Origin of the sequence: Amedibacterium intestinale (assembly GCF_010537335.1) — a bacterium.
Classification (GTDB): domain Bacteria; phylum Bacillota_I; class Bacilli_A; order Erysipelotrichales; family Erysipelotrichaceae; genus Amedibacterium; species Amedibacterium intestinale.
On sequence record NZ_AP019711.1, the window covers coordinates 1,483,978 to 1,508,430 of the forward strand.

Below are 24,453 nucleotides of genomic sequence, written 5' to 3' on the forward strand. Positions count from 1 at the left end.
TTTTCACCTAGAAATCTACTGGATTTCTTCCATTATATATTTGATATAACAAAATACCACACGCAACACTTGCATTCAAGCTAGTAACACTTCCTTCCATAGGAAGTCGAACACAGTAATCACAGTTTTTCGCTACTAATGGACTAATTCCAAATCCTTCACTTCCTACTACTAATACAAGTGGAACATCGTATTGTCCTTCACGATAGTCCCGAGAGTTATGCAAGTCTGCACCAACAACCCAATAACCCTGTTTTTTTAAATACTTAATACTTTGTGCAAGATTTGTTACCATGCTTACTTTTACAGTATCAATTGCACCAGTACTAACCTTCGCAACTGTTGGTGTTAGTTTCACATTTCGATGCTTTCCAATAATGACTCCATCAACTCCTACACAATCGCATGTTCTAAGAATTGCCCCTAAATTATGAGGATCTTCCAATCCATCTAACATAACAAGCAATGGAGTCTTTCCCTTTGGTATACTTTCTAAAAGCTCATCAAGTTCATATGTTTTGTAATCGTCAATTTTAGCTGCAATTCCCTGATGATTTGTCGCATTTAGAAACTGATCCATTTTCTTTCTTCCTAAAACTCTTAGTTTTATATTTCTTTGTCGTATCAATGCTTCAATCTCTTTATCTTTCATACCATCTGCAAGAAGAATTTCATAAATCTTCTTGTTATCTTCTAAAAGAGAGCGAACGACATTTTTCCCATATACATATTGTGTCATGATTTCTCTCCTATCTCAACAATGCGCTCCCACAAAGTTTTTAAACGCTTATAGTCCTGTTTTAAATACAGCCAGCCAAAGATTGCTTCTAAACCGGTTGACTTGCGATACGTTATCACATCTGCATTTTTCGCTTTCGTTTTTGGATTCGTATTTCTTCCGCGAAGAACAATTCCCCATTCTTCCTCCGTAAAAAAACCTTCTGTTTCCAAAACTTCCAAAAAACGTGCCTGTGCTTTTGCACTTACCCATTCCACACTTTTTTTCTGCAGAACATTAGGTTTTTGATATCCTTTTGATAAAAGCATTTCCCTTACGAACAGTGACATAACAGCATCTCCCATATAAGCAAGAGAAGTTCCATTATACTCCTGTAAAAGCATTACAAAATCCCCTTCTCTATTAATTGCGCACGGAATTTATCTGCAAGTTCAAAATCTTTTTGCGTAACTGCATTTCTCCACTCTGCATGCAAGTTTTTATCTTCTTCACTTAAAACGATTCGATGATTTTCAATTCCTAATACATCTAACATTTTTTCAACTGCATTTACTTTTAATCCTAATGCAGTAAAATCAATCTCTTTTTGACGTACAACTTGATTCAACTGTTTTACCACATCAAAAATAGCCGCAAAAGCATTCGGTGTATTCAAATCATCTTCCATTGCAGTAAGGAATGTATGAAAACTTTCTACATCATACTCTTCTTTTAAATCTACACCTGCAAGACCTGCTTTTACATATGCTTGTTTTAAAGGTGTTTTAACTTTGTTTAATTCTTTTTTAGCTGTTTCGATTGCTTCTTCATTAATATTTAAAGGACTGCGATAATGAGAGGATAAGAACAGCCAGCGAAGAGTATCTCCACCGATTTTTTCAATCATATCTTTTGCCCAAATAACATTGCCAAGTGATTTACTCATTTTTTCCCCATCAATATTTACCATACCATTGTGAATCCAGTAATTGGCAATTCCTGTTTCATAAGCAGCTCTAGACTGTGCAATTTCATTTTCATGATGCGGAAATTTTAAATCCATTCCCCCACCATGAATATCAATCAAATGGTTCCCATCAAACTCTTTGTTGATCATAACAACACATTCTGTATGCCAGCCTGGTCTTCCTACAGACCAAGGAGATTCCCATTTAATCCCCTCTTCTGTACGTTTCCACAAGGTAAAGTCCAATGGATTTTCCTTTTTGCTGTTTTCATCAATACGAGCACCTACCATTAAGTCATCAATTTGCTGATTGCTTAATTTTCCATAGTTTTCCACACTGCTTACACGAAAATACACATCCCCATCAACCACATAAGCATGTTCTTTTTTTACTAGTAAATCAATAAACGCAATAATGGCATCCATCGTTTCTGTAACTTTTGGTGCTGCATCCGGCATCATCGCATGAAGAGCTAAACGATCATCATTATAAGCCTTTATAAATTTTTCCGTTACTTCCTTTTCACTAATTCCGCATTCTTTCGCAACTTTGATAATTTTATCATCTACATCTGTATAGTTTGATACCATTTTCACCTTGTATCCAAGTGCCATAAATGTACGTTTTAACGTATCAAATACTACAATTGGTCTTGCGTTTCCAATATGTGGATAGTTATAAACCGTAGGCCCGCATACATACATACTTACTTGTCCTTCTGTAATAGGCTTAAATTCCTCTATTTTTTGACTCATACTATTAAATAGTTTCATAAATCTTCCTCCTTTAGAAATAAAAAAAGCACTTACTGTAAAGACGCCACAGCGCGGTTCCACTTTACTTGAAAAATGCTTCCACCTCTAGATACATTAACGCTGTATACCACGTATTTCTCTACGTTATCGAAAAATCCCTCAAAGGGGCATTCACCTTATCTTCACACATCTGCTTCCACCATCCAGAATTCGCTATTTGCTCATAATAAGACTACTTTTCCTTTGTCATCAGTTTTGTTATAGTATATCAACCTTTATCATAAAATTCAACTTATCAAACTTATTTTTCTTTTTCGTCCAGTTCCTTCATTAGTTTAGAAAACTGGTTTAAAAACTCTTCCTGTAAACCCGCTTTTTTCATATCTTCCATATATACAGCATCTAACGGATCTACATTTTCTTCTGTATCTTCTTTGGTTAATTTTTCTTTTACAGCCATAATCCACCTCTACAATACTAGTATATACCTTTTTACTAACTTTTGAAACGCAAACTTCTAAAACAAGCACAAAAAAACCGGAAATACATCCGGTTTTTGTATCACTCTAATAAATCTTGAATTAAGCCAATTCAGAGAAGTATTTGATTGTTCTAACCATCTGGCTAGTGTAAGAGTTTTCGTTGTCATACCAAGATACAACCTGTACCTGAGTATTTCCATCTTCCATTTCGATGCACATAGTCTGAGTAGCATCGAATAGAGAACCATAACGCATACCTACGATATCGCTAGATACTAATTCTTCTTCAGTGTATCCGAAAGATTCAGTAGCAGCAGCTTTCATAGCAGCATTGATTTCTTCTTTTGTAACTTTTCCTTTAACTACAGCAACTAAGATAGTTGTAGATCCTGTAGGAGTTGGAACACGCTGAGCAGAACCGATAAGTTTTCCGTTCAATTCAGGAATAACTAGACCGATAGCTTTAGCAGCACCTGTAGAGTTAGGTACGATGTTGCAAGCAGCAGCACGAGAACGACGTTTGTCACCTTTTCTCTGAGGTCCATCAAGAGTCATCTGATCTCCTGTATAAGCGTGAACTGTAGTCATGATACCGCTCTGGATAGGAGCAAGATCATTTAATGCTTTAGCCATAGGAGCCAAGCAGTTTGTTGTACAAGATGCAGCTGAAATTACTGTATCTTCTGCAGTTAATACATCGTGGTTAACGTTGTAAACAACTGTTGGAAGGTCGTTTCCTGCTGGTGCAGAAATAACAACTTTACGAGCACCTGCTTCGATGTGAGCAGAAGCTTTTGCTTTAGAAGTATAGAAACCTGTACATTCAAGTACTACGTCTACTCCTAGTTCTCCCCAAGGTAAGTTTTTAGCATCTGCTTCAGCATAGATAGTGATTTCTTTTCCATCAACTGTGATTGATTTTTCACCAGCTTTTACTGTATCAGCTAATGCATAACGTCCCTGTGTAGAGTCGTATTTTAATAAGTGAGCTAACATTTCAGGAGAAGTTAAGTCATTGATAGCAACTACTTCATATCCTTCAGCTCCAAACATCTGTCTGAATGCAAGACGTCCGATACGTCCAAATCCATTAATAGCAACTTTTACTGTCATTTTCAAAGTCCTCCTTCATTAACACCAATATTATACGAACTTCTTACCTAAAAGTCAATTGAGAATTCTTTCACTTATGCATTTTTTCAATTCTTTTCCAGTACTTTTTCACATAGGTATAAAACAAGAGATAAATCGCATACTATATAGCATATTAAGGAGGAAAAACAATGGTTGTTGTACCTACAATTTTAGAAAGAAGTAACGATAAAGAATATATGTATGATTTATATTCTTGTCTTTTAAAAAAAAGAATTATTTTACTTAATGGTGAAATTGATGATACGATGTCAAACAGTATCTGTGCACAGCTTTTATACTTATCAAGCCTAAGTAAAGACCCTATCCAAATCTATATAAATTCCAATGGGGGAAGTATTTCCGCAGGGCTTGCTATTTATGATATCATGCAATATATACCATGTGAAATCTCTACTATCTGCATGGGTTTATGCGCTAGCATGGCTGCTGTAATACTAGCTGCTGGTACAAAAGGAAAACGCTGTGCTTTAAAGCATGCAGAAGTCATGATTCACCAGCCTCTTGGTGGTATGCAAGGGCAGGCAAAAGACATGGAAATCGCAATGAAACACATGAGCCGAACGAAAGATACCATCTATGAAATTTTAAGTAACACGACTTCCCAGCCAAAAGAAAAAATACAAATAGACTGCGACAGAGATTATTTCATGAACGTCCATGAAGCGAAAGTCTATGGTATTATAGATCACATCATTTAAAAAAGTCTGAATTTCCTCAGACCTTACATAAACAGTTTTCAAATAAAAAAAGCGAGATTTTAAACTCGCTTCATTATTTCGTGGATATTATCTTCATAAGGTGTACCCTTACAATGTTCCAATGCAGGGGTAAAATACTTCATCATATTTTCACGATCATTTTCATAAGAGTATTGTAAACCAATCAAATATTCAAATGTACCAACAATCATTTTTTTATCATCACCAAGAGGAGTCTTTCCATCCCACAAAGCTTCTAATTTCTGTTTTACCTCATCAATATATTTGCTTTCTTTCTTCAAAAGAATACTATATTGCATTTCTAAATCCCTGCAAACATTTTCTCCACCATTTGCCTTAACAAAATCAATCATATCACGAGCTTTCTTTGCACGTCCCTGCTCTAAATAATAGTAAAACCCTCTATTCCCCAAAGCAATTTTGTATTTTGCTTTTACACGCATATTTTTCATCATTGCAAACTGATTTTCAACATCATCTTTGCGTCCTTCACTCATATATCCTGACAAACGCATATTTTCTCTATCAAATGCAGAATAGGATACTTTACACATAAAAGAGTCAATTGATTTGTAATATTTGTTAAAATCTTCTTTTTCAAGAGCCTTTACGATTTTATTCCAAGATAACTTACGCATCACTAATGGAATACAAGCTAATATAACTACAAACAACAGTATAATCAATAAATTTTTCATTTTCTTCCATCCAATCTTTTAAAAATATAAAACATTAAGTAAATAATTCCTATATTTTTTATTTCTTGTTTTTTGTTAAACACGCAAACAATTCAAACAATGCCATAAAAACTGAAGCCACAGCAAAAGCATAGTTCAGATACAAAACAACACCTGTATAACCCTGCTGTTTTACATTTATTACCAGCAAGGTTGCTAATAAAATAAATAAGACAATTTTTAAGATTACTTTATTTAAAGGCTTTTGTCTTTCAGCATCTACCTTACTTATTTTCTTTTCCGGAACAAAATTTGTCATTTGTGTTAAATTTGATAAAAATCTTCTAAATTTAAATTCCATAAAAGCATACACTGCAATACCTAAAACAACACAAAGCCATAAAGGAAGTTTAAATGCATAGATAATGACAATTGCAGCGATTCCTAAAAAGAAACGCATACTATACAATTGATATGTTTTCTCCACATCTTTTAACAAGTATGCTCTTTTTGAAAAACGATCATAGTACACTGGTCTTTGACGTGAATCAAAATATACATTCATACCACCGATTTCAGGTGTAGTTTTTTTATCAACCTGTTTTACACGATTTGATCTCTTGTTTTTCATATTTGCCATACAAACACCTCTTTACCACGCAACAATTTCTTCCTGCTCTTCTTCTGACTTAGCAGGCCCTCTCTTAAAATCATAATAAGTTGTTAACCAGCCAGCATCTTCTGGTTTTTCACTGCTTTCTAAAGTTTCTCCATACAACGATAAGAAATCTGTTTCAGATAATTTATCACCCACTGAATTAACTCTGTAAAACTTAGGAGCTTTTCCGATTTGCATAAACATTGTATCAATCATCATATAATCAGCAACATGACTTGCTTTTGTAGAAAATGAAACTTCATCTAACAACGTTCTACAAAACTGCTTAACCATACCTTTATCTACATTACCTCTGAAAATAATAAATGGAATCTTATTATTTGTAACCTTCAATGCTTGACTGAATGTAAACTTATTAACAATATTGACATAGCACTCATCAATAATTTGTTCCATATATGATTGATAATCTTCATCTGACTTTAACATATCCTCATTCAATCGAATATTAAAATATACGGTTGGATGAATCGAACAATGTTTATACAAAGTACCCATTAAATTTGTTGCATAAAGTACTGGATATTTCTTATCTTTCATAGTAGAAGCACCTCCAAAAACTGCTCTCTAATTATAATATATAAATTTTAAAAATAAAAGGACCATGGACAATTCATGGTCCTCTTAAAAGTATAGTTACAAAACTTAGTTTATTAACTATTCTGGCATTGTTACTTTAACACCATTTTCATTTAACTGATCAACAATTTTCTGAGTTGCATCCCAAGCTTCCTGACCAGTTTTTTCTGGAGCAGCTGGAGCTGGGTATTCATACCATTCAACCAATGGTTTATATCCACCGTTAATTCCTGCACCATTTTCATCGATAGCTTTAGAATCACCTGTCCAGATACCGAATGCACAACCAACGATACCTGCAACCAAAATCAATACGATACATTTGATTGGAGTCCATCCTTTTTTGATCAATGCATATAAACCACAAGTGATTAACAATGGAATCAATTTAGGAAGGATACCATCTAATAATGACTGAACATTAATAGCTGGATCAGCAATTGCAATACGAACAGTTGTAGAACCATAGTTAGCAATCAATGCACCTACTGTAAAGATACCTAAGATAGAAGCTGCACGAGTAAATTCTTTTGCGTTAGATGTTAACATACCAACAGCAGAAGTTCCTAAGTTATAAGACCAGTGCATTAAGAAATAACGAATTGCGAACTGCACAGCATTGAAAATTACTAAGAATAAAATAGCACCTATGATAGAAGCATCGTTTAATGCCATATTAGCTGTAATACCACCAACAATTGGTACTAAAGTTAACCAGAACAATGCATCACCGATACCACCTAATGGACCAGCAGCAGAGATACGTACAGAACGAATTGTCTGTGTATCAACTTTATTCTGTTCCAATGAAAGAACGATACCCATAACGAATGTTACTAAGAATGGATGCGTATTTAAGAAGTCCAAGTTGTGAGCCATAGAAGCTTTCAAGTCTTCTTTATTTGTATGGATTTTTGTCAAACCTGGTAAAATAGCCCATAACCAACCTGCAGCCTGCATACGTTCATAGTTGAATGAAGCCTGCAAGAAACAAGACATCCATACCATTTTATTTAAAGTCTTTTTATCCAGTTTTGCAGCTGGAGTCAAATCTTGATAATGTTCAGGAATATTATATGCCATCTGAAACACCTCCTGCTCCTATACCAGCATTAGCTTTAATTTTAGAGTTCATCTGGTAATCGTAAAGAGCGATAGCCAAACCAACCATAGCACACATTAACAATGTAGCACCTGACATTCCTGGAACTGCAGCACAGATATTTGCCATAACGAAACCAGCAAATAAGAATCCCCACATTTCTCCAGACATCATAACTTTCATCAAGATAGCGAAACCAACAAATTTCATAGCTCCACCAGCAGCATCTAATCCAGCCATTACCCAAGACCACTGGAATGAGAATGCACGTAAACTATCACCTAAAGCAGATGCACCATATACACCAGCTACAGCTAATACACCAAACAAGCATCCTAAGATTGCCATTTCAGTGTAGTTAACCATTGCGATACCTTTAGGATCTGCATTTTCAGCAGCTTTATCAGCTTTAGCCATAAGACCTGACATAATTGTAAATGTTAAAGTAACAGCGTACTGTCCAAATACAGCAAATGGAATAGCTAAACCAACAGCTAAACCAACACCATCAGCAGTTGGTTCCAAATTCATTGCGATAGCAAATGCAGCTGTCATGATTGTACCCATGATAGCGTTAGGAGGCTGAGCTCCACCGATTGGCATACTACCAATCTGAACTAGCTGGTAAGCACCACCAACTACGATACCTAATTCAAGATTTCCTAAAATCGCACCCATGATTGGTCCTAATACAACCGGCTGGTACAAAGATTCCAAGAAACTGAACTGGTCAATACCCATAATGAATGCTACTACGAAGATCATAATAGCTTGAACGATTGAAATATCAATACTCATTATTGTTTCTCCTTTCAATTCCTTTAATGAATTTTATTTAAATAGTTTGTTAATGTCTTCAGAAGGTGTATCTGGAACTCGTTTAATTTCAAGTTCTACACCAAGATCCTGAAGTTTTTTGAAAGTTGCAACATCATCATCATTTACTGCAACAGAAGTAGCAACCTGACGTTTTCCTTCTGCCATGTGCATGTTTCCGATGTTAACTTTCTTAATTGGCACTCCGCCTTCCACAAGTTTTAATACATCCTGTGGAGTTTCACAGATAATAGCAATATGCTGTGCTGGACTCGCTTTACCGATAATATCGATAGTCTTCTGAATACTGAAGAAACGTGTCTGTGCATATGCAGGTGCTGCCATGTTCATTAATCCCTGACGGAATGTGTCAGTAGATACTGCATCATTAGCAACTAACAATAAGTTAGCACCTACAACACCACACCACTGTGTTGCTACCTGTCCATGAATTAAACGGTTGTCAATTCTTGTAAGTACAATATCTGGCATCTGGTCTTTTCTCTCCTTTCCTTTTTCTAGACTTGAACGAATCTTGTTTGTTAAATCCAAATCCCAAAGGAATGATTCAACAAGTAACCCCTTTCAGTTCACTATCGATTTTATGCGAAAACAACTCTAAATTCTTTGTAATTTTTATTACTCATTTTGTACTTTTTAGTATTTTGTAGCAAATTCTATAATAAAAATCACAACCTTGCATAATTTTACATAATTTTTGCAAAAAAATCCATATCACAAAATTATCGTTGATTATGTGATATAAAAAATATAGAATCTATATATCTATCACTTTTTAGTAAAAATGAAATTATTTTCATAAAATACACATAATTTTATCAAGAGTTTTTCCTTTTCTACTTTATAAACTTTTGTTATACTATAGAAAAAAGGAGAGTGTATACATGTTTACCAAAACAACAAGCTTTGCTTTTAGTGAATATGGAGAAATCGTTAATAAAAGTGAGTATAAATTCCCTCAAAAAAATATACATTCTACACTTCGTATTAAAGAGAAGAGTTTTACTTCTTTTCTTTCCTATGATCATGATGTATATATTCAGGCTACTTCAGGAATCGTTATGTTAGTCGTATGCAAAGAAGGGGATATAAAAGCTCCAGAGCAATTTATTATTCATAGGACAATAAAAATCAAAAAAGGTATTCTATTTAACTTCATAAGCATTTCACATTCAGCACGTATTCTTATGAATACAGATACTAAGGCAAAAAAAACAACACATCCTCTTCCAAAAGATGCTCCTATTGTATATGAGCCAATCATTCCAAGTTTCGAGATCAAAGAAATATTATCTTATTTTTATCAAGTAAGAAATGCCAGTTATGAATTTCCAGGTGAAGAACATGAATTTTGGGAATTGACTTTTATTGATAATGGTGAGTTAACAACAACAGTTAATGATGAGGAATATAATCTTGATGAAATGGATTTGATTTTATATGCTCCTGGTCAATATCACACACAAAAAACCGGGCATTCGAAGTCCTGCAGTTATTTAACGATATTATTTGATATGGAACTTCCAGATGCATATTTATTAACAGATCGTGTGTATCATGCTCATCGAGATATTCAAAATGCACTTAACAATTTTATTAAAGTATCAAGCAATGATATGCTGTATGATAACGAACTCATGCTTTGTTATTTAAAAGAGTTAATTATACGTATTCTACAGTATGATTTTTTATCAAGCTCACCAATCGCTTCCACCCCTATGCAGCAGCGCTTTGAAAATGAATTATTAAATGAAATCATTGTTTATATAAATGATATGATATATAAACAATTGACTATAGAAGAGATATGCAACAAATTTTCCATCTCTAGATCTAGTTTACAGCTTTTATTTAAAAATAATTTAGGCACCGCCCCTAAACAATATATCAGTGATTTAAAGCTTAATAAAAGTAAGCATCTTATCAAAGAAAGTATGTATACAATAAGTGAAATTGCCAGTATGCTAGGCTTTACAAGTATCCATTATTTTTCCAGAAAATTTAAACAGCAGTTTGGTATTACGCCTACTGATTATGCAAAAACTATCTACAATTAAAATAACTATAGCTTTTCTTTCATAATCCTTAATCTTGCTTTATAATTATAAGTCATATATAAAAAATACACCTCTCCATATGGAATTAGGTGTATTTTTTATTCATAAGCTTATCTTCTTTTTTCTTATTGATTCGTGAATCTTAGATACCATCACTAGATTCTACTTGTTCAACTTCTTTAAGTTCAAAACGAACTACCTGATCTTTACCTGTATTCAATGCCATATTTGTTAAAGTTTCTAAATCTTCAATAAATTTACGACCCATTGCTACTTCTACAAGCATTGGAAGGTTTGTACCAGCAACTACCTGAACATTTCCTCTTGGGAAACCTACTTCTACAGCCGTTTTAAATGGAGAACCACCTGGTAAATCAGAAAGAACTAAAATTCCTTCGCAATCTTTTAATTCATCCATCGCACTCGTTAAAGCTGCACGAAGTTCATCAATTCCCCACTCCTGTACGAAATCGATTGCTTTATAGTTTTCCTGTTCTCCACCAATCAGGTTTAAAGAACTAGTTAATCCACTACCAAAATTTCCATGACCTGTTACGATTAATCCAATCATATTGTTCCTCCTTATATATGTATCAATTATTTTATACGATTTTTCATTTAAAATCTATCTTTTTGTATATGGATGTAAAATTACACCTTTAACAACACGATTTACTTCTCCAGTTGGACATGGATTATCTGGTGTAATACCATAAGATAATGATTTAAACAATGCTAAAATCTGTGCACATACGATATAGTTGAATCCCAGGAATGCATTATCGTGTTCTTCATTTAATTCACATGCATAAGCATAATCTACAAGAGAAGCAATTTCTTCATCTTTCTTATTCATGATTGCAACGATTTTGTTTCCTTTACGCTGTCCACTCATTTCTTTGATCAAATCTACTTCATACTGACGAGTGTATGGATCATCACTTACATAAACAACTGTCAATGTTTCATCGTTGATGATTGATTTAGGACCATGTCGGAATCCCATTGGTGTATCAAACATAGTTGCTACTTTACCAGCAGTAAGTTCCAGCATTTTCAACTGGCTTTCCTGTGCAATACCTTTTAAGCAGTTAGCTCCTAAATATACGATACGATTGAAATCATATTCTCCTGCAATATTTTTGAAGAATTCATAATCCTTCATTGTTTTTTCAGCAGCACTGATAACATCTTCCAACTCCGCTTTTACACTGTCTAATTTATCTAAGCTGAAGCATAACAATGTTGCCAGCATCATATTTGAGAAACTTGAAGTCATTGCGAAACTTTGATCGTGTGTTTCTGGAGTCAAGTTAATTGCGTATGCATTATCTCTTGTTTCTGCAGCTTTTGATAAAGCACCTTCTGCGTTACATGTAATGAATAAGTGGTAAACATTTTCTCCACATACTTCATCTGCTACATCAACAGCACCAACAGATTCAGGAGAGTTTCCACTACGTCCATAAGAAATTAATAATGTTGGTTTATTCTGTGATAGATAATTTTCTGGAGTAGCTACGATATCTGTAGTTCCATAAGATTTTGTTTTGAAATTTGTTCTTTTCGCAACATATGTATAAATAGCATTACCAACAAATTCACTTGTTCCTGCACCTGTTAAGATAATATCATAATCATCATGTTTTGTTACATTTTCAATAAATGCTTTTAATTCTTCTTTAGAGTCTTCAATCTGTTTGATTGTTTTTCTCCATGTTGATGGCTGCTGATTGATTTCTGCAGCTGTAAAGATTCCTTTTAGGTTTTCCCATTCAGATTTGTCTTTTCCAAAAATCATGTTATCGCTCCTTTTCTGGTATAATATACCCTTGAATTCGTTTACATTATAATACTCAGTTATCTAAAAAACAATTCCTAGTATAGAAGGTTGTTAATTTGTGCAAAAAACTTGCTAATTTGATATATTTATTTTTGATAATTAAATCATTTTTGAAAAAAACCTTTGCATTCTTTACAAAGGTTAATATGTTTCATGAATCCATAAAGGTTTATGTAATAAAGCAAACGCTTCTTTTACGGAGCTAATATCACAACAAAACAGTTTGTTAAACAATTCATAATTATTAATATGTGCCATAATATAAGAATTCTTTTTTGGTATCGCTAATGGAAATAACTTTTCCAGTTTCTCGCTAGGACTTACATTTATAAATATCTCTTCTGCTTTTCCTATTGCACATTTCAACATTCGAAGCAAGGCGATAGAATCTAAATAGATAGCTTCTTCTACATGTACTTCTCCATTTTTCATACCAAATATCAAATACCCTTTTACTTCTTTGTTTTCATCACGATAAATTACCATCTGCTTTTGTGTCGCAACCAGTTCTTTCTGCATCATTTCATAAGAATCCAATGTTCTTTCATAAAATCCATCAAAACGAGAAGTAAATTTTTGATACACTTCCAACAGTTCTTTTAACTCTGCACTGTAAGATACATTCTGAATCGTTACTTTATTTAATTCCTCTTTTTTTATCATATATTGTTTTTGATAATAAATTGTATGAAACCCAAATGGTTCATACAAACGCGGCTGAAATGCAGGCACAAGAGTAATGAGATGTGTATGAGCTGCTTCATCTAACATTGACTCTGTCAACTTTCGCATATATCCTCTTCTTCGATAATCAGGTGATGTAGATACTCCACATAAAAAACCGCAAACAAGTTTTCTTCCATGAAAATGCAATACATGGCGATTCATCTGCAAACTGCTTACAATCTTTTGATCCTTTTCTTCAATCAGACAAACTCCTGAATCAAAAAGATGTTTAAAATAAAAATTCAAATAATTGCGATCTAATGTAGGATAGGATTGTTTCCATAATTGATAGACTTCACTTTTATCATAAACTCTTGCTTCTCTTAACATAGCCTATTCCTCATCATGAACATCACTTTCACTATATTCCACATCTATGACACTATCATCATATATTTGTCTGCTATCTTCAAAATAAGTGTCTGCATCTTTTTGTATATCTTCCATGTTTCTTTTTATCTTATGCCTGATATATAAAAGGAAAATTCCTACCACAAGCAATATGATGATTACCAGTGGCAACAAAATTGGAAGTATCGCCAAAAACAAATATATCAAACCAATACATACAAAAATATAAATTAAAGTTTCCATGGAAATCCTCGCTTTCTTTTTCTTTATTATAAAACATTTTTTTCATGATGTATATTGAAAAAGAGGGAATATGTCCCTCATAAAAATAATTCTCTTTCATCTACTCTCAATGCTTTCGCCAAGAGTTCCACTACCCGAAGCGACACATTTCTTTTTCCTAATTCCACATCGGAAATATAATGTTGCTGGAAACCGCATAAGTCTGCCAAATCTTCCTGTGTCAAATGCTGCTGCCTGCGCAGTCTTCGAACATTACGTCCAAATCGGGTTTCAATATTCTCAAATTCATATAATATTTCCTGCTTCTTTTGTTTTTCCACCATCTCCTTTTCAGAAGCAATGAGAGTCTTATCATGTTTCTCCATAAAGACTCCCTTCTGGAAAGTGTTACCTTCTTTCCAATAAGTATTTTATCATATTTTATTTATATTCCCTTTTTTTGCTTTCTTTTTTTTATTGAAATATCCAAATATGATACTTCCCCATAAAAGAAAAGCAATTCCAAAATATAGGGGGCCTTGAAAAGCAGGAGAATGGGATTCTTCCTCTGTATCCTTTGCGATAACATTTGTCGCATTATACGCCTCTTCCATTCTTTTTTCATATGTATACTGTGGATTTTTAATAATTGGATAGGCATACCCCTTTTTTAACAGTTCTTCCTGAAGCAGCATTTCATCCGCAAAAAGATAAACAGGAAGATCCTTTGTTATTTTTGAACTTGGATCAATTTCAAAAGTAACTGTATTTGCTTCTTCTAATAAAGAACAAGTCATATCCCATCCTTTATCATCCGTTATTTTCGTATTAAATAAAGAAAGATTCAATTCACTTCCTTCACTTTTCACAATGATCTGATCTTTTTGACAAGAAACCATTTCTGCTTTATAACTTTTCTCATGTAAAAAAGGAAAAAGTGCAGTTAGAACGATCATGAACAGTTTCATCTTCATCACCATTTCTATTTTGCACTTTTCTTTCTCTTTTATACATTGCGATACTGATTTGCAATTTCTTTTAATTTAGCTAAACGATGTTTCATACCAGATTTTGAGATTGTTTCATCAAACTGTTCTTCACAATACTCACAAAGTTCAAGTAAGCTTGCCTCTGGCATAGCTTTACGGGCATAAGCTGCATTCTGAAGTTTTACAGGTAAAGCATCTAAACCTTTATAATTTTCAATCCACTGAATATCTTCCAGCTGACGTTTTCCTGCTGCCATGCTTTTCATTTCATTCGCAAGTTCACAATTATCTAATCGTGTTAAAGAATTCATAAAATCTCTTTGAATACGACTATCTTCAAAGGTAAATACAGCTTCACTTGCACCTACACAACGTAAAAAATCACTGATTTTATCACTCGCTTTTAAATAAACTACATCGTTATTTCTACGTTTAATATATTTTGCAGGCAAATTAAATTTCTGCATGATCTTCTGAATAAACTTTGCCAATTCTACATTTGTTGTACTTATCTCCAAATGATAATTGCTTTTACTAGGAGAGTTTACAGAACCTCCCGCTAAAAATGCACCGGCCAAATACGCTCTTGCACAGCACTCTTTCTTTAACAGCTTCATAGATGGGTGTGTCTGCAACCCTTTATCTGTAAAGATTTCCAAATCTTTCAAAATTTCCATCGCTTTATTTTCTACACGTATTACATATACATTATTCTTTTTTAGTTTCATTTTTCGAATAACGGATAATTGTGTCACCACATCATATCGTTCCTTCAAAAGCTTATAAATTCGTTTCGCAGTTGTCGCATTTTCTGTTTTTACTGTTAGATGCAATCCACTGGAATCAAAATTCATAGTAGAGCACATCTGTAAAACCGCACTTAACTCTGCCCGCATACAACATGTATGCAATTGATTTGCGGCAATTTCTGCCTTCACATCTGTTGTAAAAGACACAATCATCATCCTATCTGTTCAATTAACTCTTTTACTATATCACGAATCTTATTTGAATCATGACGAATTAAATTATCTTCGAAAGATAATATATCTCGATATAAAATATCAAAAGTATGTTCTTTTTCTACTACTTTTATTGGCTCACTGCCCATTTTCTTATATTTCTCTAATATTTCAGAAGAGGCTTTGTTACTGTGTGTTACAACAATATCAACTGCACCTTCAAAAGAATGCTTCTGCAAAGCACGTACATGATCTTCCAATGAGAAATGATCTGTTTCTCCCGGCTGACTCATTGCATTACAAAAATAAATCTTTGGTGCCTTGTTGTTTTTTAATTCCTCCACAATACCATCTACAATTAAATTAGGAATAATACTTGTATATAAGCTTCCTATTCCATATAAAATAATATCTGCATCATGAATTGCCTGTAATGCTTCTCTTGTAGGCTCTACAGGTTTATCATAAAATACCTTTCCTATACGATTATTAAACTCTGGAATATTGCTTTCTCCTCGTACAATCGTACCATCTTCCATTATGGCATATAACGTAATGACCTGTAAAGAGCAAGGAACGATATTTCCTTTTACTTTTAAGAATTTTGAAAATGTACGAATAGCTTCCATAAAACCACCGCTTGTTTGAGTCATAGCCGTAAGAATTAAATTTCCTAGATTATGACCTCCAACATCTTCATCATCCCCTTCAAAACGAAAGTTCATCAAAGAAGTAAAGATAGTTTCCTCTTCTGCCATTGCACACATGACATTTCGTATATCCCCCATTGCTGGAATATGAAACTGACGGCGAATACGCCCTGTACTTCCTCCATCATCCGCAACTGTTACAATAGCAGTCAAATTAATATCCTCAATTTGTTTTAAACCTCTAAGCATTACAGAAAGACCGGTACCTCCACCGATAACAACAACATTTTTCATTCGTCTTATCCCACTTTCTTATCTCTATGTGATTTATAACAATGATACTGATCCTTATAATGTGCATATAACCAATTTGTTATAGACACACTTCGATGATGCCCCCCTGTACAGCCAATCCCTACCATTATATGATTTTTATTTTGATTTTTATATTGTACAAATGCAAAATCAAGTAAGGATTTTATATTTCTTATACACTCTTTGGTTTCTTCAAACCCCATAACATAATCATATACTGGAGCATCATCTCCGGTTAGACTTTTTAACTCCTTTATATAATATGGGTTTGGAAGAAATCTGACATCAAAAATAAAATCAGCATCTAGTGGAACACCATGTTTAAATCCAAAAGAAACAAATGATATAGAAAGTGCAGGCTGCTTATCCATGGATAGTTTTTCCATTAGAATGCTCTTTAATTCTCCCTGTCCAAGCTTTGTAGTATCAATATGTAAAATAGCTCTATCATTTAATTCTTCAAACATATCACGTTCATATTCAATTGCTTCCTCTAAAGTCGTTGCTTTTCCACTTTGAATCATCGGATGATGTCTTCTTGTAAATTTATAACGCAATAACAGACACTGATCTTGTGCATCTAGAAAAACAACCGTTACCTTCAAATCCAGACTTTCAAAATATTGTAAAAATTTTGGATAGTCCTGCGCTGTTGTTGCCAAAGCAAGATTTGAATAGCGCTCATCCAACTCTTTATTTTTTTTCCTAATAATTTTTCCAAGGTTCTCAATCAACTGTACTGGAAAATTATCAATACAATGATAACCCATATCTTCTAATATACCCATACAGGTTGTTTTCCCTGCACCAGACATTCCCGTAATAAGTACGATATTTTGATTTTCCATAAGTTTCACCTCGCTATAAGTTTACCACAGCCTATACATATGTACCAGTTTAACTGATATTTTAATTACTAAAATTGTTTTCTCAAAATATTGCATTTTACAACATGATATATTCCTAATCTTTTATAACAACTAACTAAGCGAAAAATTATATTTTTCATTCTGTAAGCAATGCATGATAAAAAGGTTCCATATAGAGGGATCTTGACTTTCTCTTGACGATCATAGAATTAACATTTGAGTGTAAGCACAAAATAGTGTATACAAAATAAAGCAGAAAGATTTCCAATTTTGTTTATATTTTCTTTCTGCTTTTTATTAACAATATATTTTTTCTGTTTTAGCGATTCATTCCAAAAATTTATACCCTCCTATTTCTTACATAATTCATTAATATCAAAGATTCTGACACTTTTTACACTTTATCTTTACAATAAGAAACGAGCTGCACTTTTGACTCTTTCTTCCTTTTTATCAGGAAATCGAATTCCATTTATGATGATGACGCATTAATAATTCATCAGCCTCTGTTGGTCCATCGCTATCTGCCATATAGGTAAATAATGGCAATTGTTCCTGTTTCATTCTTTCTTTTAACTGTTCTACATAACTCCAGCTGTATTCAATCTGATCCCATTTTGAAAACCATGAGGTATCCTGCTGAACAGCTGCCTGTAATAAACGCTCATATGCTTCAGGAGTATTGATTCGATTAAAATCAGAACAGCTTTGACAGAAGTCCATACTTGTTGTGACAATTTCATCGCTATCTCCCGGTTTCTTTATATTAAACTGAAAATACACTCCTTCTGTCGGCTGTATACGAATTAACAAAACATTCGCATCTACATCTGGATTTGTTCTTTTAAATGTAATCACAATTTCCATCTCTCTGCGATTTAATTTCTTTCCTGTACGAATATAGAATGGAACATCTTTCCAGCGTTCATTGTCCACAAACAATCGCAATGCCGCATATGTTTCTGTCATAGAATCATCTTTTACTTGATTTTCTTTTTGATAATGAAAATATTGTCCCAAAACAACACTGTCATGAATATCAAGCTTTTCTACAGAGCGCAATGCATGCAATACATCTAATTGTTTCTGATGCATATCTTCTCCAAAAAAAGTTGCAGGCTGCTCCATAGCGACAAGGGATAAAATCTGAAATAAATGATTCTGAACCATATCCTTCAAAGCTCCGCTTTGATCGTAATATCCTCCACGATTCTCTACTCCAACAGTTTCTAATGCACTAATCTGTACATGCTCTATGTACTTAGCATTCCATACATCTTGAAAAATAGGATTCATAAAACGAATGGCCTGCATATTGCGAACCATTTCTTTTCCAAGATAATGGTCAATATGAAAAATATGATTTTTTGTAAAGAAAGCTTCTAAGTCCTTATTCAATGCCTTAGCAGAAGCCAGGTCCTCACCAAACGGTTTTTCAATAATTACTTTCCCAAGACAAGCGTTCTCTACTTTTTCCAAACCTTTCGCAATAACTGCAAAAAATCGAGGGGCAACCGCAAAATAGAAGATATGATTTTTTAAATGATGTGCTTTATAGAAAGCATCCAGCATTTCATAATTATTTAAATCCGTAAAATCCATCTGTACATAATGAATGCGTTTTGAAAAACGTTCGTATTCATCTATCCGATAAGGAAGCCGAGCAAATTTTTTCACCCAATCTTTCACTTCTTCACAATAACTATCATGGTCATATGCTCGACGGCCAATGATAACAATTGAAAAATCATCAGCCAATTTTTTTTGTGCCTGCAGATTATAAAAAGCAGGCAGCAATTTACGGAATGTCAAATCACCTGTTCCACCAAAAATAGTAAATGTTAAATTTTCCATACTATTTCCCCCATTCGTGATGAAAACTTCCGTCCTTATCAATACGTTCAAATGTATGAGCACCAAAATAATCTCGCTGTGCCTGAATCAGATTAGCTCCGACATGATTTTTTGTAAATAAATCTAAATAGCTGATTGCATTGGCCATAGCAGGAACAGGAATTCCACTTAACATCGCCTGTGCCGCAATCTGTCGTAATGCGTTTTCATAAGAAATGACACGTTTTTCAAATACTTCATCAAGCAATAAATGAGATAAATTCTTTTCATGTTCATATGCCCTTGTAATATCATTTAAAAATTTTGCCTGAATGATACAGCCTGCGCGGAAAATAGATGCAATCTTGCCAAGGGGAAGATTCCAGTCATATGCTGTACTTGCTTGTTTTAAAAGATCAAACCCTTGTGCATAAGCAATAATTTTTGCAGCATATAGACTTTTACGTACATCTTCAATTAATGTTTCATGATTAGGGATTTTTGCAATCTTTATTCTAGGATAATGTTCTTCTGCTGTTTTTCTTGTTTCTTTATTTGACATCAAGCGCGCATTTCCGGCAGCAGCAATCATAGAAACATCAATTCCCTGTTTCAAGGCCTCCATATTCGTCCATCGTCCAGTGCCTTTTTGCTGAGCGCTATCTTTAATCATATCGACTAAACTTTGCGTGCTCATATCATCCATTTCCTGAAATATTTCTGAGGTAATACGAATTAAGAAACTGCTTAGTTCACCTTTCTGATATTCTTCGAAAATTTTTCCTATTTCCTGATTATTAAATTTCCCAATATGTTTTAAAACAAGATAAGCCTCTGCAATCAGCTGCATATCCGCATATTCAATTCCGTTATGCACCATCTTTACATAGTGACCAGCTCCATTTTCACCAATATACGTACAACATGGAGTGCCATCTTCACTCTTAGCCGCAATATTTTCTAAAATGGATCGAATTTCTTCATATGCTTCACAATCCCCGCCTGGCATAATGCTTGGTCCTTTTCGAGCGCCTTCTTCACCACCTGAAATACCAATTCCAAAATAATGCAACCCCTGTCTTTTCACATATGCCTCTCTACGTATGGTATCTTCAAAGAATGAATTACCGCCATCCATAATAATATCGCCATTTTCAAGCAACGGAAGCAGTTGTTCAATCACAGCATCTACTGCTTTTCCTGCCTTTACCATCAGCATTACTTTACGAGGTTTTTCCAAAGATTTTACAAACTCTTCCAATGTCTCATAAGGGATAAAGTTTTCATGGGGATTTTTTTCCACCATTTGTTTTGTGACTTCATAACTGCGATTATATCCTGCTACTTTATATCCATGATCTGCCATATTCAAAGCTAAACTTCTTCCCATGACAGCCAATCCTATAATACCTATCTGATTCATATACATCCTCCTCTCTTTTATTCATAGCACACAATACTTACACCTTGTGCTATGGCATCAACTGTATCTTTTTCTTCCAATAAACCATTTTCATCAATCGCAAACGCAACTAAATTATCACTATTTCGATTTGCGACAAACAAGTAACGATCATCAAGGGAAAGATTGATATCGCGAGGATGATCGCCTCCACTTGAAATCACCTGTAAAATCGCAAAACTTTGTGTATCTACAACATAGACACGATTTACTTCACGAACGGATATATACAATCGTTTTTCATTTTGACTCAAACGAATTGCAGCTCCTCCGCCTTTTTCATTCTCTTTCAGCAATGAGATTTTCTTTAAAATCGTATTAGTCTCTAAATCAATAGCAAACACTTCACAGCTATCTTCACTAACCATATATAATATATGATCATCATGACTTGCAACACCATGGCGAATCCCTGTATGTTTTGGAAATGAAAGAACTCTTTTAAATTCCAGAGTATCACGATCATACACATATACATGGTCTAATAAACGACATGGCACATATACATGCGACTTCGTTAAAATTGCCTGATGTGCTCCCGAATGTTCTTGAATCTCAACTTTTTTATCTTCCACTAACTGATGATTTTCAAAACAATAGCGAATCAGTGTTCCTTCATGATAATTAACTGTATATATATAAGTTTTATCTTGTCCAACATAACATGCCGTACAGCTTTCTTTTCCGGCTTTATATGTTTGTCCATCTTTCAAAACACATATACCTGCAGCTTCTTCCTGTATTGGAAATACAAAACGATTATAATCATATGATAAATATTTTGCATCTCTTGTTTCAAAGTATACACTTGTTTCTATAAATTTATCTTTTTCAGTATCAAATACAAAAGAGTAAACTCCTTTGCTTGGTGCATAAGTTCCTACCCAACCTTTTATTGTTTTCATAACAAGCCTCCATTCATATCATTACTGCTTATAATCATCATACAAGAGTGTCATTTTAAAAGCAATTTGCATGCTCAACCGAAATATCTTGGGATACTTCCCTGATTTCTCTTATGATGTATTATAGCTAACACAATATATAGACATGAAACTAAAGTTATAGATATATCTTTTAACAATAAAGATGGAGTATTTTATTGTCACATTTGTGCTATCATTCCTTCAAGCAACAAAATACTTGCATAAAAAATGACGCTCTCTATCATTATTTACTTGTATGAAATATTATATCCACAATTTTTGATTAACATTTTGAGAATTGTAAAACATGATAAAATTAGCACTTTAGTGCAATTTTATTGCATACCTGCTGCATTGCCATTGCTACTCACAAAACTTATATCCGCTTATTCTGCATTATTATTAGATTATGATACAGCTTCAACCTGAGCAATTAATTGTTCCTTATCAGTTCACAAAATCAAACCAATGGAAGATTATCATTTTCATCGTTTATTTCTGCTGCATAATAATTCAAATACATATTAAGTTGTCCAACTGCTTTTGGCATCAATTTAATCGTCTTTAATTCAAGCAATACACATGATCTTTATCGGCTTGTTTTCTGGAATTTACAAGAATGAGATGGAAATTAGATTAAACATATTTAATATTTTGTAAACAAGTGTATATATTTTACATATACTATAATTATCATAATATATACTTAAATCTTTTGACATATGCGTGCATAATTGTATGTTGAAGGTAGAAATACCGCAAACAGTACGGCTCCTACCGCCATAAGTGTAGGGCGTTAAAGTGTGGAGGGATGCATAATCCTTCCTTTTAATTTTTTATAAAACACTTAGCATTATTCTTCATCAGAAGAAAACCAAAGAAATTAAATTTGGTTACTGTAATTATGATTTGTTAGAAGATAAAATGAAGGAATGGGAAACTCAAAACCATTGATGATATCTGAGTCTTTTTCGCATATTTGAGAATATGGGGTTAGAATATTGTATCTTACGTTTCGCATATTTATCGCTTACCGTTTTTAATTGATAAATATACAAAAAAAACTCAAATCGAGTCTTAGCCGATAAATAAAGGCTTTTGATGATTGATTTGAGTTTCTTTGAATTGTTTTGAATATTCCCAAAAATCAACGTTTTGAGAACTCCGAAGCCTTATAAAACAAGGGTTTTAAAAGCGTTTTTGTTGCATACGTATTGCATTGTCAAAGCATCTTATAACAACATATCACTATTCTTTAATAGCAATAGCTTCTTAGGAGTTTTAAAAGATTTCAACTCTATTTAACAAGAAATCAATTAAACTGCAATGATAAATCCCGTGATTGTCATAATAATTATGAGATATATCATTCCTAATGATAATCTTTTTAAAGAAGTCATTCGTTAGTTTCAAAGAATTCAATTCAGAATTTATTTTTTCTTCTTCATCCATTCTTAATGCTGATTGAATATATATTCTTTTATCACCATCATTGACCACAAAGTCTACTTCTTTTACAGCTGTAGTTCTATTTGTACGATCATATACGACTCCTACATCAACTGAGTAACCTCTTCTTATCAACTCAAGATATATGATATTTTCCATTAAATGACCAGGATCAAATTGTCTAAAATTTAGTCTAGCATTTCTAAGTCCAACATCTGTAAAATAATATTTATTCGGGTATTTAAAATATGATTTCCCTTTTATATCATATCTTTTTGCTATCAAGATTAAAAAAGCATTAACAGAATGATTAATATAATGACTAACAAGAATATTGTCTATTTTCTCTTTCTTCTCATTAGAAATGGCATTTGCGACTTTTGTAGGATTTGTTAAAGATGAGATTTGTGAAGATAAGTAGTCAAGAATTTCTTCTAATATATCTTCCCTTTCTATACGATTCCTTTCCTTAATATCTTTAATATAGACTTCCTCATAAAGTGATAACAAATATTTTTTCTTAGCATTATCATCTTTTAATTGTGTTAACCTTGGCATTCCTCCATAGAGCATATATTCTTCTAAGCATTTTCTTTCATCTCCACCCTTATATGAATAATACTCTTCAAAAGATAGAGGATAAACATGAATTTGAGTTGATCTTCCTCTAAATTCAGTTAAGATATCACTTGCCAACATTTTAGAATTTGAACCTGTAACATATACATCTATATTCTTATATGATTTTAATTCATTTAGCATGTCATAAACAGTTACTTCAATATTGCCATTTTCTTTGTCAATAGTTTTTATGCTCATCTGAATTTCATCAATAAACACATAATACTTACTGTCATCATCTTTTATAACCGATTCAACATAATCACATAAAAGAATAGGATTACGATATTTATAGTATTTTCTTTGATCCAGTGAAATAGCAATAATATTTTTATCTGATACTCCTGTTGATATAAGATAATCTCTAAATAATTCAAATAAAAGAACTGATTTCCCACATCTTCTAAGACCAGTGATTACTTTTACTTGTCCGTCCCACATACTAGATTTAATTTCTTCTAAATAAAAATCTCGATTAATCATATTATACCTCCATCTATAAGTGAA

Annotated in this window: 27 protein-coding genes and 1 other annotated feature; of the genes, 2 read left to right on the top strand and 25 right to left on the bottom strand. The window is 33.3% G+C overall.

From position 1 onward, the window contains the following. Nucleotides 1-7: 7 nt before the first annotated feature. From rlmB to gap, 5 genes are all read right to left on the bottom strand, one after another. Nucleotides 8-739: a 23S rRNA (guanosine(2251)-2'-O)-methyltransferase RlmB gene (gene rlmB, locus A9CBEGH2_RS07560; RefSeq protein WP_118277049.1), complete on the bottom strand. Its 732-nt coding sequence runs from the start codon at nt 737-739 to the stop codon at nt 8-10. Next, the gene (locus A9CBEGH2_RS07565; RefSeq protein WP_115716714.1) at nt 736-1,122 is read right to left on the bottom strand and encodes a Mini-ribonuclease 3; all 387 of its coding nucleotides are present in this window, start codon (nt 1,120-1,122) and stop codon (nt 736-738) included. The genes rlmB and A9CBEGH2_RS07565 overlap by 4 nt, the downstream gene beginning before the upstream one ends. Continuing rightward, entirely contained in the window at nt 1,122-2,459 is a 1,338-nt protein-coding gene (gene cysS, locus A9CBEGH2_RS07570) for a cysteine--tRNA ligase (protein WP_118277048.1), read from the bottom strand. Before cysS ends, A9CBEGH2_RS07565 begins: the two co-directional genes overlap by 1 nt. A gap of 36 nt (nt 2,460-2,495) precedes the next feature. Beyond that, nucleotides 2,496-2,700, bottom strand: a binding site (T-box leader). Between the two features lie 42 nt (nt 2,701-2,742). Next, nucleotides 2,743-2,901 carry a hypothetical protein gene (locus A9CBEGH2_RS12350; RefSeq protein ID WP_170291297.1) on the bottom strand — a complete coding sequence of 53 codons (159 nt, stop codon included), beginning with the start codon at nt 2,899-2,901 and terminating at the stop codon, nt 2,743-2,745. A 121-nt stretch (nt 2,902-3,022) separates the two neighbouring features. Next, nucleotides 3,023-4,036, bottom strand: coding sequence for a type I glyceraldehyde-3-phosphate dehydrogenase (gap, locus tag A9CBEGH2_RS07575; protein WP_115716712.1), 1,014 nt, complete (start codon nt 4,034-4,036; stop codon nt 3,023-3,025). Between the two features lie 170 nt (nt 4,037-4,206). Here gap and A9CBEGH2_RS07580 point away from each other — a divergent pair, with 170 nt between their 5' ends. Next, a complete protein-coding gene (locus A9CBEGH2_RS07580) occupies nt 4,207-4,776 on the top strand; it encodes an ATP-dependent Clp protease proteolytic subunit (protein WP_118277047.1) in 570 nt (189 codons plus the stop codon). A gap of 59 nt (nt 4,777-4,835) precedes the next feature. Here the strand turns inward: A9CBEGH2_RS07580 and A9CBEGH2_RS07585 are convergent, their stop codons facing one another. The 6 genes from A9CBEGH2_RS07585 to agaV form a co-directional block, all read right to left on the bottom strand. Next, nucleotides 4,836-5,495 carry a hypothetical protein gene (locus tag A9CBEGH2_RS07585; protein WP_115716709.1) on the bottom strand — a complete coding sequence of 220 codons (660 nt, stop codon included), beginning with the start codon at nt 5,493-5,495 and terminating at the stop codon, nt 4,836-4,838. A gap of 58 nt (nt 5,496-5,553) precedes the next feature. Beyond that, entirely contained in the window at nt 5,554-6,114 is a 561-nt protein-coding gene (locus tag A9CBEGH2_RS07590; RefSeq protein ID WP_118277046.1) for a hypothetical protein, read from the bottom strand. A gap of 12 nt (nt 6,115-6,126) precedes the next feature. Continuing rightward, the gene (locus A9CBEGH2_RS07595) at nt 6,127-6,693 is read right to left on the bottom strand and encodes a hypothetical protein (RefSeq protein WP_118277045.1); all 567 of its coding nucleotides are present in this window, start codon (nt 6,691-6,693) and stop codon (nt 6,127-6,129) included. A 117-nt stretch (nt 6,694-6,810) separates the two neighbouring features. Then, the gene (locus A9CBEGH2_RS07600; RefSeq protein WP_118277044.1) at nt 6,811-7,815 is read right to left on the bottom strand and encodes a PTS system mannose/fructose/sorbose family transporter subunit IID; all 1,005 of its coding nucleotides are present in this window, start codon (nt 7,813-7,815) and stop codon (nt 6,811-6,813) included. Further along, entirely contained in the window at nt 7,805-8,626 is an 822-nt protein-coding gene (locus A9CBEGH2_RS07605; RefSeq protein ID WP_115716875.1) for a PTS mannose/fructose/sorbose/N-acetylgalactosamine transporter subunit IIC, read from the bottom strand. Before A9CBEGH2_RS07605 ends, A9CBEGH2_RS07600 begins: the two co-directional genes overlap by 11 nt. A 39-nt stretch (nt 8,627-8,665) precedes the next feature. After that, a complete protein-coding gene (gene agaV, locus A9CBEGH2_RS07610) occupies nt 8,666-9,142 on the bottom strand; it encodes a PTS N-acetylgalactosamine transporter subunit IIB (RefSeq protein ID WP_115716705.1) in 477 nt (158 codons plus the stop codon). A gap of 413 nt (nt 9,143-9,555) precedes the next feature. Here agaV and A9CBEGH2_RS07615 point away from each other — a divergent pair, with 413 nt between their 5' ends. Further along, nucleotides 9,556-10,728, top strand: coding sequence for an AraC family transcriptional regulator (locus A9CBEGH2_RS07615; RefSeq protein ID WP_118361234.1), 1,173 nt, complete (start codon nt 9,556-9,558; stop codon nt 10,726-10,728). Nucleotides 10,729-10,870: 142 nt separating this feature from the next. On the opposite strand, the gene agaF is transcribed toward A9CBEGH2_RS07615, so the two are convergent. The 14 genes from agaF to A9CBEGH2_RS07685 all read right to left on the bottom strand — a co-directional run bounded on the left by agaF (nt 10,871) and on the right by A9CBEGH2_RS07685 (nt 24,429). Then, nucleotides 10,871-11,299 (bottom strand): PTS galactosamine/N-acetylgalactosamine transporter subunit IIA, encoded by a 429-nt coding sequence (gene agaF / locus A9CBEGH2_RS07620; protein ID WP_115716703.1) that lies wholly within the window; start codon nt 11,297-11,299, stop codon nt 10,871-10,873. Between the two features lie 54 nt (nt 11,300-11,353). Then, a complete protein-coding gene (locus A9CBEGH2_RS07625; RefSeq protein WP_118277042.1) occupies nt 11,354-12,529 on the bottom strand; it encodes an SIS domain-containing protein in 1,176 nt (391 codons plus the stop codon). Nucleotides 12,530-12,712: 183 nt separating this feature from the next. Beyond that, the gene (locus A9CBEGH2_RS07630) at nt 12,713-13,627 is read right to left on the bottom strand and encodes a GNAT family N-acetyltransferase (protein ID WP_115716701.1); all 915 of its coding nucleotides are present in this window, start codon (nt 13,625-13,627) and stop codon (nt 12,713-12,715) included. Nucleotides 13,628-13,630: 3 nt separating this feature from the next. Then, nucleotides 13,631-13,891 carry a hypothetical protein gene (locus A9CBEGH2_RS07635; RefSeq protein WP_115716700.1) on the bottom strand — a complete coding sequence of 87 codons (261 nt, stop codon included), beginning with the start codon at nt 13,889-13,891 and terminating at the stop codon, nt 13,631-13,633. 77 nt (nt 13,892-13,968) lie between these two features. Continuing rightward, the gene (locus tag A9CBEGH2_RS07640; protein WP_115716699.1) at nt 13,969-14,256 is read right to left on the bottom strand and encodes a helix-turn-helix domain-containing protein; all 288 of its coding nucleotides are present in this window, start codon (nt 14,254-14,256) and stop codon (nt 13,969-13,971) included. A 48-nt stretch (nt 14,257-14,304) separates the two neighbouring features. Beyond that, nucleotides 14,305-14,838, bottom strand: a complete 534-nt coding sequence (locus tag A9CBEGH2_RS07645) for a nuclease (RefSeq protein ID WP_115716698.1) — start codon at nt 14,836-14,838, stop codon at nt 14,305-14,307. 38 nt (nt 14,839-14,876) lie between these two features. After that, nucleotides 14,877-15,815, bottom strand: a complete 939-nt coding sequence (gene whiA / locus A9CBEGH2_RS07650) for a DNA-binding protein WhiA (RefSeq protein WP_115716874.1) — start codon at nt 15,813-15,815, stop codon at nt 14,877-14,879. A 5-nt stretch (nt 15,816-15,820) separates the two neighbouring features. Beyond that, entirely contained in the window at nt 15,821-16,765 is a 945-nt protein-coding gene (locus tag A9CBEGH2_RS07655; RefSeq protein WP_115716697.1) for a gluconeogenesis factor YvcK family protein, read from the bottom strand. A gap of 5 nt (nt 16,766-16,770) precedes the next feature. Then, nucleotides 16,771-17,634 (bottom strand): RNase adapter RapZ, encoded by an 864-nt coding sequence (gene rapZ, locus A9CBEGH2_RS07660; RefSeq protein WP_118277040.1) that lies wholly within the window; start codon nt 17,632-17,634, stop codon nt 16,771-16,773. 474 nt (nt 17,635-18,108) lie between these two features. Further along, on the bottom strand, nt 18,109-19,509 hold the full coding sequence (gene zwf, locus A9CBEGH2_RS07665) for a glucose-6-phosphate dehydrogenase (RefSeq protein ID WP_118277039.1): 1,401 nt from the start codon (nt 19,507-19,509) through the stop codon (nt 18,109-18,111). Nucleotide 19,510: 1 nt separating this feature from the next. Next, the gene (gndA, locus tag A9CBEGH2_RS07670; RefSeq protein ID WP_232057259.1) at nt 19,511-20,911 is read right to left on the bottom strand and encodes an NADP-dependent phosphogluconate dehydrogenase; all 1,401 of its coding nucleotides are present in this window, start codon (nt 20,909-20,911) and stop codon (nt 19,511-19,513) included. A 17-nt stretch (nt 20,912-20,928) separates the two neighbouring features. Further along, nucleotides 20,929-21,855, bottom strand: a complete 927-nt coding sequence (locus tag A9CBEGH2_RS07675; RefSeq protein WP_118277037.1) for a lactonase family protein — start codon at nt 21,853-21,855, stop codon at nt 20,929-20,931. 481 nt (nt 21,856-22,336) lie between these two features. Continuing rightward, the gene (locus tag A9CBEGH2_RS07680; RefSeq protein ID WP_232057260.1) at nt 22,337-22,453 is read right to left on the bottom strand and encodes a DUF1016 domain-containing protein; all 117 of its coding nucleotides are present in this window, start codon (nt 22,451-22,453) and stop codon (nt 22,337-22,339) included. A 704-nt stretch (nt 22,454-23,157) separates the two neighbouring features. Then, complete coding sequence (locus A9CBEGH2_RS07685) at nt 23,158-24,429, bottom strand: ATP-binding protein (protein WP_118277368.1); 1,272 nt, start codon at nt 24,427-24,429, stop codon at nt 23,158-23,160. Between the last annotated feature and the right edge of the window lie 24 nt (nt 24,430-24,453).

Coding starts and splice junctions, on each gene's coding strand:
- rlmB (WP_118277049.1), bottom strand. CDS start 739: ATGACACAATATGTATATGGGAAAAATGTCGTTCGCTCTCTTTTAGAA.
- A9CBEGH2_RS07565 (WP_115716714.1), bottom strand. CDS start 1,122: ATGCTTTTACAGGAGTATAATGGAACTTCTCTTGCTTATATGGGAGAT.
- cysS (WP_118277048.1), bottom strand. CDS start 2,459: ATGAAACTATTTAATAGTATGAGTCAAAAAATAGAGGAATTTAAGCCT.
- A9CBEGH2_RS12350 (WP_170291297.1), bottom strand. CDS start 2,901: ATGGCTGTAAAAGAAAAATTAACCAAAGAAGATACAGAAGAAAATGTA.
- gap (WP_115716712.1), bottom strand. CDS start 4,036: ATGACAGTAAAAGTTGCTATTAATGGATTTGGACGTATCGGACGTCTT.
- A9CBEGH2_RS07580 (WP_118277047.1), top strand. CDS start 4,207: ATGGTTGTTGTACCTACAATTTTAGAAAGAAGTAACGATAAAGAATAT.
- A9CBEGH2_RS07585 (WP_115716709.1), bottom strand. CDS start 5,495: ATGAAAAATTTATTGATTATACTGTTGTTTGTAGTTATATTAGCTTGT.
- A9CBEGH2_RS07590 (WP_118277046.1), bottom strand. CDS start 6,114: ATGGCAAATATGAAAAACAAGAGATCAAATCGTGTAAAACAGGTTGAT.
- A9CBEGH2_RS07595 (WP_118277045.1), bottom strand. CDS start 6,693: ATGAAAGATAAGAAATATCCAGTACTTTATGCAACAAATTTAATGGGT.
- A9CBEGH2_RS07600 (WP_118277044.1), bottom strand. CDS start 7,815: ATGGCATATAATATTCCTGAACATTATCAAGATTTGACTCCAGCTGCA.
- agaV (WP_115716705.1), bottom strand. CDS start 9,142: ATGCCAGATATTGTACTTACAAGAATTGACAACCGTTTAATTCATGGA.
- A9CBEGH2_RS07615 (WP_118361234.1), top strand. CDS start 9,556: ATGTTTACCAAAACAACAAGCTTTGCTTTTAGTGAATATGGAGAAATC.
- agaF (WP_115716703.1), bottom strand. CDS start 11,299: ATGATTGGATTAATCGTAACAGGTCATGGAAATTTTGGTAGTGGATTA.
- A9CBEGH2_RS07625 (WP_118277042.1), bottom strand. CDS start 12,529: ATGATTTTTGGAAAAGACAAATCTGAATGGGAAAACCTAAAAGGAATC.
- A9CBEGH2_RS07630 (WP_115716701.1), bottom strand. CDS start 13,627: ATGTTAAGAGAAGCAAGAGTTTATGATAAAAGTGAAGTCTATCAATTA.
- A9CBEGH2_RS07635 (WP_115716700.1), bottom strand. CDS start 13,891: ATGGAAACTTTAATTTATATTTTTGTATGTATTGGTTTGATATATTTG.
- A9CBEGH2_RS07640 (WP_115716699.1), bottom strand. CDS start 14,256: ATGGAGAAACATGATAAGACTCTCATTGCTTCTGAAAAGGAGATGGTG.
- A9CBEGH2_RS07645 (WP_115716698.1), bottom strand. CDS start 14,838: ATGAAACTGTTCATGATCGTTCTAACTGCACTTTTTCCTTTTTTACAT.
- A9CBEGH2_RS07655 (WP_115716697.1), bottom strand. CDS start 16,765: ATGAAAAATGTTGTTGTTATCGGTGGAGGTACCGGTCTTTCTGTAATG.
- rapZ (WP_118277040.1), bottom strand. CDS start 17,634: ATGGAAAATCAAAATATCGTACTTATTACGGGAATGTCTGGTGCAGGG.
- zwf (WP_118277039.1), bottom strand. CDS start 19,509: ATGGAAAATTTAACATTTACTATTTTTGGTGGAACAGGTGATTTGACA.
- gndA (WP_232057259.1), bottom strand. CDS start 20,911: ATGAATCAGATAGGTATTATAGGATTGGCTGTCATGGGAAGAAGTTTA.
- A9CBEGH2_RS07675 (WP_118277037.1), bottom strand. CDS start 21,855: ATGAAAACAATAAAAGGTTGGGTAGGAACTTATGCACCAAGCAAAGGA.
- A9CBEGH2_RS07685 (WP_118277368.1), bottom strand. CDS start 24,429: ATGATTAATCGAGATTTTTATTTAGAAGAAATTAAATCTAGTATGTGG.